Below are 14373 nucleotides of genomic sequence, written 5' to 3' on the forward strand. Positions count from 1 at the left end.
TTTTAAATCACAAATTAGTTATCGTTTTTGGACAATGTAAGATAGAATAGTAGTGAAGAAGTTGGGGTAATAAAATGAATTATGTATACATTGTAGAATGTTCAGATGGTACATTTTACACAGGTTGGACAAATAATTTAGAAAAAAGGATTGAAGCGCATTCAAAAGGAATTGGAGCAAAGTACACAAAAGGGAGAGGTCCTGTTAAACTAATATATCATGAAATATTTGCAGATAAAAAAGACGCAATGCGAAGAGAATTCGAAATAAAAAAGTTAGCCAAAAAAGAAAAGTTATTATTAGTCTATGGATTTCGCAAAGAAGATAAAGATAAATAATAAAAAATCATGTTATGCAACCGATTTTATTAAAAACGTACTATACTAGAGGAAATCGTAATAAATTAAAGAAAAACAATTAAATTTAGCCTAAAACGAATAAAAATATTACTTGTAAAAGTTTTCTTTGACTGTTATACTTAAATCATAAAATGAATAGCACAAGAAAAGGTTAACAAAAGGTCTGAATAGTATGTAAAGCTATAAAGACTAAATTTTTTCAGGTTTTCGCAAACGCTTGCGAAAAGGAAATACTTATATAAAGTTAACATTATATATCTAAAAATATTTATTTTAGATATATGTTATAATTAAATATATAATTTTTAATTTTTGACAATAGCCAAAAATTAGATGAATTTCAATGGAGGGGTATTCATATGAAAACAAAAAAAGTATTATCAACAATTTTAGCTTCAACATTAATAGTTGGAACTATGGTTGGATGTGGAACATCATCAAGCAATGGTTCTCAAAGTTCAAGCAATTCTGGAAGTGGTAAAACAATTAAAGTATTTCAATTAAAAGTTGAAATCAATGACCAACTTCAAGCACTTGCTAAAAAATATGAAGAAGAAAAAGGAGTAAAAGTAGAAATAAATTCAGTAGGTGGTGGAGCTGACTACGGTGCAGCATTAAAAGCTGAATTTGCAAAAGGTGCTGATGCTGAACCAGATATATTCATGATTCAAGGTACTTCAGACTATGAGCTTTGGAAACATAAGATTGATGATTTAAGTGATCAAGGATGGGTTAAAAATGCTGTTAAAGGTACACTTGATGCAGTAACAGTTGATGGGAAGGTATACGGTATGCCTGCAGCAACAGAAGGATATGGACTAGCATACAATAAAGCAATCTTAGATAAAGCTGGTATCGATCCCAAATCTATAACTTCATTTGATAAATTAAAAGCTGCTTTTGAAACATTAGACAGCAAAAAAGCAGACCTTGGAATTGAAAATGTTGTATCTTATACAACAAAAGAAAATTGGGTAACTGGTAATCATACATTCAATATACCATTTGCAGCACAAGAAAAACCAAAAGATTTTCTTGCAGATTATATGAACAAAAAAGCAGATTTAGTAAATAATAAAGAATTTAATGATTGGGCTAATTTAGTTGCATTATTGTGTAAATATGGTGGAGGAAAAGCATTAGATACTATAGACTATAGTACTCAAGTTGGTAACTTCGCACTTGGTAAGACAGCATTTATCCAACAAGGTAACTGGTGTGCTGGAGATTTAAAAAACTTAAAAGCAAACTTCGATATGGGATTTGTTCCATTATGTATTAACAACGATGCTAACGACAAAGCAAATACATCTATTCCAGTAGGAGTACCAATGTACTGGGTAGCTAATAAGGATTCTAAAGTTAATAAAGAAGCTAAGGAATTCTTAGATTGGATGGTTTCTAGCAAAACTGGACAAGAAGCTTTAGTTAAAGATATGAATATGATTCCTGCATTCACAAACTTTACAGTTGAAAGCGATAATCAGTTAAATAAATCAATTTCTGAATACAACAAAGCTGGAAAGACTCTTCCATGGACATTCACTGGTTTCCCAGATGGATTTACTATGAATAACATAGGACCTGTATTCTCTGAATTCTTAAAAACAGATATGGGAGATGCAGCTAAGAAAGACTTCTTACAAAAACTTCAGGATGTAAAGAGAGAAACTCAAAGACCTGCTTCTAATTAATAATTAAATTTAATTCATGGGGAAAATAACTTTCCTCATGAATATTTTATACATAAGATTAAATAATAAAAATATGTGGAATTTAAAATGCAGTAATAAGTCTTACTAAGAAAGGAGTAACTATATGAGTAAAATATCAAAAGCTAATAGAGATTTTTGGATATTTGTTGGACCTGCTTTGTTTGCTATAACAATGGTTGTAATAATACCATTTATAATAGGTATATATTATACATTTACAAATTGGAATGGTGCTAGTCCACAATATAATTTTGTAGGAATAAGTAACTATTCAAGTCTTCTTGATGATCAACAATTTATATATTCTTTGAAAATAACTATTTTATATACGATTGCCAGCGTAATAACCATTAACTTAGTGGGATTTGGGTTAGCGTATGCTGTTACAAGAAGGTTAAAAACTAGTAACTTTTTAAGAACAGGTTTCTTTATGCCAAATTTAATTGGAGGATTAATCTTAGGATTTATATGGCAATTTATGTTCAATTCGGTATTTACAGGAGTAGGACAAAATTTAGGCAGTAAAGTGCTTGCAACATCAATGTTACAAGAGCCAACTACAGCAATGTTTGCAATGTTAATTGTTTCAACATGGCAATATGCAGGATATATAATGGTTATATATATAGCTGCACTTGAAAATGTACCAGCTGATTTAATAGAGGCTGCTCATATTGATGGAGCTAATGGATGGCATACGTTTAAGAATATAACAATACCTATGGTAAGACAAGGAATAACAATTTGTATGTTCTTAACCTTGGCAAACTCGTTTAAGTTATTTGATTTAAATTTCTCCCTAACACCTGCAAAAACTACTGAGATGTTAGCTTTAAATATATATAAGGAAGCATTTGTATTGAATAATATGGGGATAGGACAAGCAAAAGCCATTATATTCTTTATACTTGTAACTGCTATTTCTTTAACACAAGTTTACTTTAATAAGAAGAAGGAGGTAGAGGCATAATGGAAGCAAATAAAGCTGTTGATACTGCACAAAAAACTAAATCAAACAAAAAGTTAAAAACTCTAGATACTTATACAGGTAAATTAGGACTATTAGAAGTGTTTGCATGGTTGTTACTAATATTATATATGGTGCCATTTTATTTAATGATTATTAACTCATTTAAACAAAGAAGAGAAATTTTTGCGAATACCACAGGATTACCAGAAATGTGGAATTACAGTAACTATATAGACGCCGCTAATAAAATGAACTTGGTAAGTTCTTTTGTTAATTCTATGATAATAACTGTTGGCAGTGTAATATTATTACTTCTATTTTCTTCAATGGCTGCTTGGCTATTAGTACGTGATCAAACTAAAAAGAGTAAAATAATATTTTATGTATTTACAGCCGGAATGATTGTTCCATTCCAAGCGGTAATGTTACCACTTGTAAAGTGGATGGGTAAAATTCAATTAGGACCATTTAAGATGATAGGATCATATTATGGATTGATATTTATGTATATAGGATTTGGTGTAAGTATGAGCATATTCTTATATCATGGATTCATTAAAGGTATACCTCAAGAAGTTGAAGAAGCTGCAACTATTGATGGATGTAGTAAATGGCAAACTTATACAAAGGTAGTTTTACCATTGTTAAAGCCTATTACTGTTACAGTAGCTGTATTAAATAGCATATGGATATGGAATGACTTCTTATTACCTTTCTTAACATTAGGCAAAGATTTAAGAACTATACCATTAGCTATGAATAATTTCTTTGGAGCATTTTCAAAGCAATGGGAACTTGCAATGGCAGCTTTAGTTATGGCAATAATACCAATAATTATATTCTATTTCTTTGTTCAAAAACATATAATCGCAGGTATTGTTCAAGGGTCAATAAAATAGTTATCGAGAAAAATAGAGAGACTATTATAAAAGTTTAAATATAAAATGATTAGATAAGGATTTTTAATCAAAATTTAACCTATATCAATAAGTCTTATAACTATATATTTGGCCTATGCAGGTATATAATTTAAATTTTAGTTAAGAAACCTGTAAATTAAGAAGGTCTAAGAAATATTTTTGAGATAGTCTCTCAATTTTTACTATAGCAATATATGATTCATATTTTGTTATAAGTCATCAATAGCTAGTTTATAGGTTGTAGCGCAAGCGGTTGCCTAAAGAATATCTGATATTAAGGCCTTTCGTGCAAAATAAATTCAGAACAAAAGTCGAATTAGGAGGAAAATATGAATAGAGGTAGTGGTATTATTATGCACATTGCTTCTCTACCAGGAAAGTATGGGATTGGAACATTTGGTAATGAAGCATATGAATTTGGAGATTTCTTAAAAAAAGCGGGACAAAGGTATTGGCAAATATTACCCTTAGGCCCAACAAGTTTTGGAGATTCACCATATCAGTCTTTTTCAGCATTTGCTGGAAATCCATATTTTATAGATTTTGATATACTAGAGAAAGATGGATTGTTAAGTAAGGAAGACTATGAATCAATTAATTTTGGTGATAATTCTGAAGATATAGATTATGGAGTAATATTTACAGAAAAATTTAAAGTATTAAAAAAAGCCTTTGAAAATTATAAGTTAAAAGGTTTGAAGGAATTAGAAGAATTTGAAGAAAAAGAAGCTTATTGGTTAGAAGATTATGCATTTTATATGGCAGTTAAAAATCATTTTGATTTAAAAAGCTGGCAAACGTGGGATGAAGATATTAGGCTAAGAGAGCCAGATGCTATATCCAAGTATAAAAAGTTGTTAAGTAATGAAATAGAGTATTGGAAGTTTTTACAGTATGAATTTTATAAACAGTGGAAAGCATTAAAATCATATGTGAATGAACTAGGCATCGAAATAATCGGTGATATGCCTATATATGTTGCAGAAGATAGTGCTGATGTATGGGCAAATCCTGAAGCATTTTTACTTCATAAAAAGACATTAAAACCACTTAAAGTTGCCGGCTGTCCGCCAGATATATTTTCAGCAACTGGACAACTATGGGGAAATCCAATTTATGATTGGAATTACATGGAGAAAACGGATTACAAATGGTGGGTTGACCGTATAAGACAAAGTTTAAATTTATATGATGTTCTTAGGATAGATCATTTTAAAGGATTTGAATCATATTGGTCAATTCCTTATGGTGATACGACAGCGGAAAATGGTGAATGGGTTAAGGGACCAGGAATAAAAGTATTTAATGCAATTAAGGACGAGCTTGGAGATGTAAATATAATTGCAGAAGATTTAGGAACGTTAACTGAAGAAACAATTAAGCTAAGGAATGATACAGGTTTCCCAGGAATGAAAATATTAACATTTGGATTTGACTCAGGTAGCGAAAATCCTTTTTTACCTCATAACTATGAAAAGAATTTTATTGTTTACACAGGTACTCATGACAATGACACTGTTAGAGGATGGATGGAGACAACTGCTCCGAAAGAACAAGTGAAAAATGCAATGGAGTACTTAGGGTTAAATAAAGAAGAAGGCTATAACTGGGGCTTTGTAAGAGGAGCCTGGAGCAGTATTGCTGATACTGCAATAGCTCAAATGCAGGATTTTCTGGATTTAGGAAATGAAGCTAGAATTAATTTACCATCAACACTTGGCAATAATTGGAGATGGAGAGTTAAGAAAACATCAATTACCGACGAGCTAGCTGAAAAAATTAATAAGATTACTAAGCTTTATGGAAGAAGTAGGCAAGAAAGCAAAGTGGAATTGGCTGAGAATTTATTAAATTAATATAACCTTTACTAAATAATCTTTACGATATTAATATTGTAGAGATTATTTGTATATTATATGAAAATTATTTAGAATCTAATTTTTACTTATTTCTTATAAGTTTCTCAATATTTGTCTAAAAGTTTTAGTTAAAAATGATATATAAGATGTTTATGTATTGTCTAATAAAACTAAATAATATACTGTTTGTAACATTATTATAAATATGATAATATTAAAAATATTAGTACTATTTAATTTAAAATGTTGGAATAAATAATATTATGTTTGAAATAAATGTTAAAATAGTTTATTAATATGGAAAGGAGCAGAGGATATGAAAGTCACAATAAAAGAAGTAGCAAAAGAAGCAAACGTATCACCATCCACGGTATCTAGAGTTATATCTGATAGTTCACAAATAAGTGAAGAGACTAAAGAAAAAGTTAGAGAAGCAATAAAAAGACTGAAATATAAGCCAAATGCAATTGCAAGAAGTCTTGCTAATAAGAAAAGCAGGATTTTAGGAGTGGTTGTTCCAAATGAAGCACAAGATTTGATTACTAACACATTCTTCATTCAAGCAATGAAGGGAATGAGCAGATATGCTCAAAATAAAAAATATTATATAACTTATGCATTTAGCGAAGATGAAAAGACAGAACTAGAGTATATGAATAATTTTATAACAAGTAATTTAGTGGATGGCATTTGTTTACTACGTGCTAGAAGTGATGATAAAAGTATTAAATTCCTAAAAGAAATGCAATTTCCTTTTGTAGTAATAGGACGGCCTGAGGAGACAGAGGATTTATTATGGGTAGATAATGATAATTTTCAAGCTACTTATAACTTAGTGAATGAACTCGTAAAAAAGGGACATAAATCTATTGCTTTTTTAGGAGCAAAGAAGGAATGGAATGTAACAAAAGATAGATTTAAGGGATTTAAAGTAGCCTGTGAGATCAATGGAATTTCAATACAAGAAAATAGTGTTGTAATGGTGAAAGATTTTAATGAGGAAGAAGGAAGAAGCGGGACTATTAAATTATTAGAAGGTTCTAATCCAACTGCAATAATAGTAGAGGATGATGTACTAGCCTTTGGTGCACTTAAAGTTCTAAATGAGAGAAATATTAAGGATATTGATGTAATAGGCTTTAATAACAATCCATTGGATGAATTTCAGAGTCCACCTTTATCATCAGTAGATATCAATTCAGCAGAGCTTGGATACTATGCCACAAAAATTTTAATAGATTTTTTAGAAAGTAACGAAAGAACTACAGACCATTATATTATTGATACTAAGTTGGTAAAAAGAGAGTCATTTAAGTAGAGATTAAATAAATTTATGTTTTTTTGATATATTCGCAAGCGATTGCAAATAAAAGGAGATTTTTATGACTCACTTACCCTGAAGATGGCGGGTTATTTTGCAGATTATTTTTTAATTGCCTAATATAATATGAAAGGAATTCTTTATAATTAAAATATTTTTAGTTTTAAAGAATTCTTTTAATTACACTTTTCCATAATTAGTCATGGTAATTATGAAAAAAATAGTCTATAATATTGTTAACGTTTAACAACGTTACAGTCTTAAATATATTAGGAAAAATTAAAATTCAACATGCATCATTGCAAAAGATTTTTACGCGATAACTATAAGTAAATTAGTGTTGTTTAAAACATGTATTGTCAATATATATTTCTTATATAAAAGTCTACTGTGGAAGAGGGGAGTACAATGAAAACAAAGAAGGAACAAGACAAGACCAATAAAAGGAAAACCAGGAAGATTGGAAAGAGTCTTAAAACTAAAATAATAATAAGTTATATAATAGTGTTAAGCTTTATGACATTTATAGCAAGCGTTTGCGTTGTGCAAATGAGAAATGTGCTTGTAGAGCTTGGATCAACCCAAGAAGTAATCAATAATGCAGCAGTTCAAGCTATCACAAAACAAAACATGAGAGCATCAATTACAACACTTCAAGGTTCGGTAAGTAAATTTAGCAATATAGCTATTATAGTCTCAATTATTGGATTTATAGTTACATTGCTTCTTGCAATTATAATAATTAGAGGAATTCTTAGCCCATTAAAAGATTTGAGCAAGCTTTCTCATTCATTAAGAGAAGGTGATTTAACAGCTAGACTTGCGGGAAATTATGACAAAGAATTTGGGGACGTTATAGAAAGTTTAAATGATGCAATAAATGCCAATAGAGCAATGGTTGGAAATATATATTCATACGCAAAATTATTAATAAAATCTAGTGTAGATCTCAACGAAATAATGAAAAGCATAGATAATAGAATATTGGAAGTGAATTCTTCTACACAAATTATTTCTGGAGAAGTTGAGCAATTAAGTGCAGTATCGCAAGAGGTTAATGCATCTACATTTGAAATAAAAAGTGTCGTATCAGGATTAAATGAACTTGCTGTGACAGATAATAAATCAGCAGAAATTATTAGAGGTAAAGCGGTTAAGGTTAAGGAAAAAGGCCAAACAGCAGCAGAAAATGCCAGAAAAATATATGCAGAGAAAATAGAGAATATTACCCATGCAATTGAACAAGGTAAAGTGGTTCAAGATATTAAAATGATGGCAGATGTAATAGCTGGAGTATCAGAACAAACTAACTTATTAGCACTTAATGCAGCTATAGAAGCAGCAAGAGCTGGGGAGCAAGGAAAAGGATTTGCAGTAGTCGCTGATGAAGTTAGAAAATTAGCTGAACAAAGCACTGATGCAGTTGATAAAATAAAAAAGGTCATTACGGAAGTACATGGTGCATTTAAGAATTTAAGTGAACACAGCAAAGATTTATTAAATTTCTTAGAAGAAGATGTTGATGAAGATTATGAATTGTTAATAGAAACTGCGACAAGTTACGAAAATGATTCAAGACTAATTACTAATATGGCAGAAGAGATTCAAAATACAAGTATGACCATTGAAGAAATTATTACACAAATTACACAAGGAATAAATAGAGTTAGCTTAAATGCTGAAGAGACAGCAGGTAAATCCCAAGATATACAAAGAAATGTGGACGAAGTTACAAGTCAGGTTGGCAATATAGTTAAAGCTATTAATGAACAAACTACTATTGCGGAAGAACTTAAGGACGTAATAAACGTATATAAAATATAGTTTAAATAAAATTATATTTGTAGAAACCTAAAGCATAATATGCTAGTATTTGTATAAGAATAACTCCAAGTCTAAAAATTAGGGGATTATATATGAATAAAAGAGGTATTAAGCGAAGGTATGAGAAAAAGCATAATGGAGGTATTAAAAATATAATATTAGTTATTACAACTATATTTATTATTAGTGCATTCGGAATATATTTAAAGAGCGGAAATATATTGATTATGCATAAAAATGAAACGAGTGAAAATGATAAGCAAGTTAGTACCGAGGAAAATAATCTATCTGAGATGAATAATCAAGAAGAAATTATTGTAGAAAAACCAGTTAAAAAACAGATTTTATTGTCTTTTGCAGGAGATTTTACTTTAGGAACCGATACTAAATTTGCATATGAGGGTAGTTTGCCAGCAGCATTTATAAAAAGTGGGAAAAACTATTCATATTTTATGCAAAATGTTTCAGAAATATTTAAAAAAGATGATTATACATTAGTAAACTTAGAGACTACGCTTACAGATTCAAATGTGAAGGCCAATAAAGATGGAGATGTATTTTATAACTTTAAAGGCCCTAAGGAATATGTTAACATTCTAACTCAGGCATCTATAGATGGGGTTACGATAGCTAATAATCATATTTATGATTATGGAAGTCAAGGTGCAAAGGATACTATTGATACCTTAAAGGAAAGTAATGTTGATGTTTGTGGGGAAGGATATAAAATTTTAAAGGATATTAAAGGCGTTAAATTTGGATTCTTAGGATATACGGGTTGGGAATTTTCGAAAGATCTAAAAGCAAAGATAGTAAGTGATATTAGTGAATTAAGAAAGCAAGGAGCAGAAGTTGTTATTCCTTATTTTCACTGGGGAATAGAGAGAACATACGAACCATATGATGTTCAGCAGAGTTTGGCTAGGTTTTCCATTGACAATGGTGCCGATGCAGTTATAGGATCACATCCCCATGTTATTCAAAGCATGGAAAATTACAAAGGCAAGCTTATAGCTTATTCTATGGGAAATTTTTGTTTTGGGGGAAACTCAAATCCTCCAGATAAGAGGACATTTATACTTCAAGCTAGGATAAATATTGAGAATGATAAATTAATAGATATTGAATATAAGGTACTCCCTGCAATGATATCGTCGAGAAATGATAGAAATGATTACATTCCAACTTTAGCAGCTGGCGAAAATAAAGCTAATATATTAAAAACTCTAAATCAATTATCTCCAACTTTAAATGGCAATATTAATGGGGAATTTTTTAAATTAAATTCTCAATAATAGTTTTAGCAGTTATATATAATCAAATTAAAAGAGGCAAAAATGAAGCAGACACTTAATAGTATTAGGAATATATACTTAAGATTTTATTCCGGATACTACCAAGTGTCTTTTGTTTTTGATTTCTATCTTTAAGAATTGTTTATATGGGATTAAGAAAATTTTAATGTTTTGTTAAGATATAATTTAACGTCTCAGTGTTATACTTAAAAAATATTATAGGAAAAATATGATTATTAAATAAAAATATGGTTATGTGTATCTTATTAAATAAGTACATAATATGCGAAAATAAAGGAGGAAATACTTTTAACACAACAGTATTAGAAATCTTAATTATTGGATAAGTGAAAGAAGGTTATTAACAGTGGGGGTAAAAATAAATATGCCAAAATTAGATATTAAAAAATTAAAACCTAAAGGTATTAGCGTTAAAGGTTTTAAATTGAAAAAGAGACCAAGCAAAAAGGTAATATTCATAGGTATTGCATTAATAGTGATATTATCATTTACAGTTGTAAGACTTATAATGCCAAAACCGGCACCTGAAATTAAACACACAGTACTTTCAAAAGGGAAAATTGTAAACAGTGTTAATGTTTTAGGAGAAATAAAATGTGAAAATACTGTGAACATATATAGTACATTAAGTAATGTAGTTAAAGAGGTTAAGGTAAAGGCTGGAGATAAGGTAAAAGCGGGGGATGTTTTAGCAATATTAGATTCAGCAGATTTAGAAAAAGATGTTGAGCAGACAGAAGCTACAGTTAAAGCAGCAGAAGCTGACGATAAAATTAAGCTAGATGATGCAAAAAAGGCTTATGATGATGAGTTAAGCTTATATAATAGTAATTCTAATACAGAGGTTAAAAATGCAGAAGAAACTTTAAGATTAGCAAAAATCAACTTAGATGATAAGAAGAAAATATATGAAAATAATAAAGCATTATATGATGCAGAAGCAATTACTCAAAGTGACTTAAATAAGTTTGAAATAGATTATGAGACTGCAAAGTCAGACCATGAAAAAGCCTCAGTAGCATTAGAAAATGCAAAAGTTAAAGCTAGTCAATCTTTAAATACAGCCAAAGTTAATTATGAGACAGCACTAAATAAAGTTAATAATAATAGTCAGGAGATCGGACTTGAAAAGCAAAAACAACAATTAGAAAATTGTACAATAAAAGCAACTACTGATGGAACAGTTACTGCTGTTAATGCTGCTGTAGGAAATTCAGGCAGCGGAGTTTTATTCGAAATTGAAAAATTGGATGACCTGGAAATAACTGCTTCAATTAAGGAAGTTGATATAGCAAATATTAAAGCCGGTCAAAGAGTAGAAATAAAAACAGACGGAACAGGGGAAGATATTATATCTGGGGAAGTAATAAGCGTCACACCAGCAGCTAAAAAAGGAAGTGTTTCTCAAAGCCAAGGTCAAAGTACATCTGGAACCCAATCCGGAGGGACAAGTTCTGATGCAACTTTTGAAGCTAAAATTAAAATCAACGATTTAAATGAGAATATGAGATCTGGTATGAGTGCAAGAGTAAATATTATTACAAGTGAAAAGTCTGATATCTATGCAGTTTCATCTGAAAGTATAGTTCAAAATAATGATAGTAAAAGCATATATGTGGCAGAAAAGAGTGGTAAAAATCCAAATGAATATATAATTAAGGAAGTACCAGTAAATATAGGCCTTGAATCAGATTTTAATGTAGAGATTTCAGGTGACGGAATTACTGATGGAATTATAGTGATTGACGACCCTTCAACTTGTAAAGTTGGAGATAAAGTTCAAATAAAATAGGGGGTGAGTTTATTGAATGATAATATAATAGAAATGAAGAATATTGTCAAAAGTTTTTATGTTGGAACTCCCAATCAATTAGACATTCTTAAGAATATTGATATAACAATAAAAAAGGGTGAATTTGTATCCATAGTTGGTGCATCTGGGTCTGGAAAAAGTACCTTAATGAATATTATAGGTGCTTTGGACAGGCCTACAGCCGGAACATATTTCTTAGATGGTACTAATGTTAATGAAAAAACAGATAATGGATTATCGGATGTTAGAAATAAACAAATAGGTTTTGTATTTCAAACATATAACTTAATACCAAGAAGCTCAGCCTTGAAAAATGTTGAACTACCAATGCTTTACTATGGAGCGAATAGACATGAAAGAAGAGAAAGAGCAGGAAAACTTTTAGAGCTTGTTGAAATGAGAGATAGGATGATGCATCTACCTAATGAATTATCAGGTGGGCAAAAACAAAGAGTAGCTATTGCACGGGCGCTTGCTAATGATCCAAGTATAATACTTGCAGATGAACCCACTGGAGCTCTTGATTCTGCAACAGGAAGATTAGTTATGGATTTATTTCACAAGGTTCATGAATTGGAAGGTAAGACTATTGTTTTCATAACTCATAACTATGAATTGGCAGAAGAAACAGAGAGAATTATAACATTAAAGGATGGAAAAATTGTATCTGATAAGTACAATGACAATTATGTAAGAAAATTTCCAAGTGGTGAAGAGATATGTTTATAAAAGAAAATATATTACTTGCAATAGCAGGTATAAAATCAAGTAAAATGCGTTCGTTATTAACTATGCTTGGGATTATTATAGGAATATCAGCTGTTATAGGAATTGTTTCTATAGGAAATGCAATTACTGCAAAAGTGTCAGGAGAGTTGGATAAACTAGGTGCAAATAATATGTACGTCCAAGTAAGAGAGAAAAGTGACAATGGTTCTGAAGGGGAAAGGTATTCAGGCAAATCCCCAGAAGATAGCGATCTTATTTCTTTAGATCAAGTTAATTCTATTAAAGAGGCGTTTAGCGATAGAATTAGCAATGTGAGTATAGAAGCAAATACTGGTCAAGGGAAAGTAAAAGACGGATACTTATATGCCAATGTGGCAATTACAGGGGTAAATGATGAGTATAAAGATGTTAGCAATGTTAAAATGATTAGTGGAAGATTTATTTCTGATAAAGACATTAAAGGAATGAAAAAGACAGCTGTTGTTTCGGATAAGCTTGTTAATAATATGTTTAAAGGGAAGACTGATCCTTTAGGTAAAGAAATTAAAGCTTATGTCCAAGATAGTATTGAAACATATGTTATTGTGGGCATATATAAGTATGAACCGCCTTCATTCCTTGAAGGGGGAGGAACTGCAGCTAAAGAAAAAGATATCCAATCTAATCTGTATATTCCAGTAACTACAGCAAAATCGGAACAAAAGACTAAAAACTATAGTTATTTCATGATTAAACCTAAGGCTAATGTTGATTCGGATAAGCTTGTTAAGGATATAAAAAAATATACTGATAAGTTATATAAGAACAATAAATATTGGGAGTTACAAGTTTTTAACCTCCAAAATCAGGCAGAATCTATTACATCAGTACTTGGTATGATATCTTTAGGAATATCTGTAATTGCGGCTATAGCATTGCTCGTAGGAGGAATAGGAGTAATGAATATAATGCTTGTATCAGTTACGGAAAGAACTAGGGAAATTGGGACACGAAAAGCTCTTGGTGCTAAAAGCAGTCATATAAAAATGCAGTTTATAACTGAATCAGTTATAATATGTTCAATTGGGGGGACAATAGGAATAATATTAGGAATAGGAATGGGGATAATAGCCTGCTTGATATTAAAATCACCAATATCAATATCTATACCAACAATCCTAGTAAGCTTTACTTTTTCAATGGCTATAGGTGTTTTCTTTGGATATTATCCAGCGAAAAAAGCAGCAAGCCTTGATCCAATTGAAGCCTTAAGATATGAGTAAATTTACTATTTTAATCACATAGAAAGTCGATAATTTTACTATTATTTATTGACAAGTGAATTTAACTATGTATAATTAGTATTAACAAATAAATATTTGGATAAGTTAATCTTATTAAGAGTGGTGGAGGGACTGGCCCTTTGAAGCCCGGCAACCTGAAAAAAATTTCATATAAATTTTTTCGTTGGTGCTAAATCCTGCAAGAGAATATCTTGAAAAATGAGAGGAATTAAGTCTTATTAGAACTTATAGTATGGCTACAAAGTCACTTCTTATTTTTGAAGT

General features: G+C 30.3%; 11 protein-coding genes and 1 riboswitch. All 11 genes read left to right on the plus strand.

Translation table 11 applies throughout. The annotated features are described in order from the left end of the window. The first annotated feature begins 74 nt into the window (after positions 1-74). The 11 genes from COL3_RS00320 (at position 75) to COL3_RS00370 (ending at position 14088) form a co-directional block, all read left to right on the plus strand. Positions 75-338 (plus strand): GIY-YIG nuclease family protein, encoded by a 264-nt coding sequence (locus COL3_RS00320; RefSeq protein WP_008426708.1) that lies wholly within the window; start codon positions 75-77, stop codon positions 336-338. Between the two features lie 380 nt (positions 339-718). Next, a complete protein-coding gene (locus COL3_RS00325; RefSeq protein WP_008426710.1) occupies positions 719-2053 on the plus strand; it encodes an extracellular solute-binding protein in 1335 nt (444 codons plus the stop codon). Between the two features lie 124 nt (positions 2054-2177). Beyond that, on the plus strand, positions 2178-3044 hold the full coding sequence (locus COL3_RS00330) for a sugar ABC transporter permease (protein WP_008426713.1): 867 nt from the start codon (positions 2178-2180) through the stop codon (positions 3042-3044). Beyond that, positions 3044-3943 (plus strand): carbohydrate ABC transporter permease, encoded by a 900-nt coding sequence (locus COL3_RS00335; RefSeq protein WP_008426714.1) that lies wholly within the window; start codon positions 3044-3046, stop codon positions 3941-3943. The genes COL3_RS00330 and COL3_RS00335 overlap by 1 nt, the downstream gene beginning before the upstream one ends. Before the next feature lie 350 nt (positions 3944-4293). After that, positions 4294-5820, plus strand: a complete 1527-nt coding sequence (malQ, locus tag COL3_RS00340) for a 4-alpha-glucanotransferase (protein ID WP_008426716.1) — start codon at positions 4294-4296, stop codon at positions 5818-5820. A gap of 319 nt (positions 5821-6139) precedes the next feature. Then, positions 6140-7141, plus strand: coding sequence for a LacI family DNA-binding transcriptional regulator (locus tag COL3_RS00345; protein ID WP_008426718.1), 1002 nt, complete (start codon positions 6140-6142; stop codon positions 7139-7141). 411 nt (positions 7142-7552) lie between these two features. Beyond that, positions 7553-8968, plus strand: a complete 1416-nt coding sequence (locus tag COL3_RS00350) for a methyl-accepting chemotaxis protein (protein WP_008426720.1) — start codon at positions 7553-7555, stop codon at positions 8966-8968. 92 nt (positions 8969-9060) lie between these two features. Beyond that, positions 9061-10263 (plus strand): CapA family protein, encoded by a 1203-nt coding sequence (locus COL3_RS00355; protein ID WP_008426722.1) that lies wholly within the window; start codon positions 9061-9063, stop codon positions 10261-10263. Between the two features lie 385 nt (positions 10264-10648). Next, positions 10649-12076, plus strand: coding sequence for an efflux RND transporter periplasmic adaptor subunit (locus COL3_RS00360; RefSeq protein ID WP_035283981.1), 1428 nt, complete (start codon positions 10649-10651; stop codon positions 12074-12076). Between the two features lie 12 nt (positions 12077-12088). Further along, entirely contained in the window at positions 12089-12826 is a 738-nt protein-coding gene (locus tag COL3_RS00365; protein ID WP_008426727.1) for an ABC transporter ATP-binding protein, read from the plus strand. Next, entirely contained in the window at positions 12817-14088 is a 1272-nt protein-coding gene (locus COL3_RS00370; RefSeq protein ID WP_008426729.1) for an ABC transporter permease, read from the plus strand. The genes COL3_RS00365 and COL3_RS00370 overlap by 10 nt, the downstream gene beginning before the upstream one ends. A gap of 108 nt (positions 14089-14196) precedes the next feature. Then, a riboswitch (SAM riboswitch) is annotated at positions 14197-14314 on the plus strand. Positions 14315-14373: the final 59 nt, after the last annotated feature.

The organism is Clostridium sp. LS (assembly GCF_002760435.1).
Classification (GTDB): Bacteria; Bacillota; Clostridia; order Clostridiales; family Clostridiaceae; genus Clostridium.

Excerpts from the sequence above, each read along its gene's own strand:
- malQ (WP_008426716.1), top strand. The coding sequence starts at position 4,294 with ATGAATAGAGGTAGTGGTATTATTATGCACATTGCTTCTCTACCAGGA.
- COL3_RS00325 (WP_008426710.1), top strand. The coding sequence starts at position 719 with ATGAAAACAAAAAAAGTATTATCAACAATTTTAGCTTCAACATTAATA.
- COL3_RS00320 (WP_008426708.1), top strand. The coding sequence starts at position 75 with ATGAATTATGTATACATTGTAGAATGTTCAGATGGTACATTTTACACA.
- COL3_RS00350 (WP_008426720.1), top strand. The coding sequence starts at position 7,553 with ATGAAAACAAAGAAGGAACAAGACAAGACCAATAAAAGGAAAACCAGG.
- COL3_RS00330 (WP_008426713.1), top strand. The coding sequence starts at position 2,178 with ATGAGTAAAATATCAAAAGCTAATAGAGATTTTTGGATATTTGTTGGA.
- COL3_RS00370 (WP_008426729.1), top strand. The coding sequence starts at position 12,817 with ATGTTTATAAAAGAAAATATATTACTTGCAATAGCAGGTATAAAATCA.
- COL3_RS00355 (WP_008426722.1), top strand. The coding sequence starts at position 9,061 with ATGAATAAAAGAGGTATTAAGCGAAGGTATGAGAAAAAGCATAATGGA.
- COL3_RS00360 (WP_035283981.1), top strand. The coding sequence starts at position 10,649 with ATGCCAAAATTAGATATTAAAAAATTAAAACCTAAAGGTATTAGCGTT.
- COL3_RS00345 (WP_008426718.1), top strand. The coding sequence starts at position 6,140 with ATGAAAGTCACAATAAAAGAAGTAGCAAAAGAAGCAAACGTATCACCA.
- COL3_RS00335 (WP_008426714.1), top strand. The coding sequence starts at position 3,044 with ATGGAAGCAAATAAAGCTGTTGATACTGCACAAAAAACTAAATCAAAC.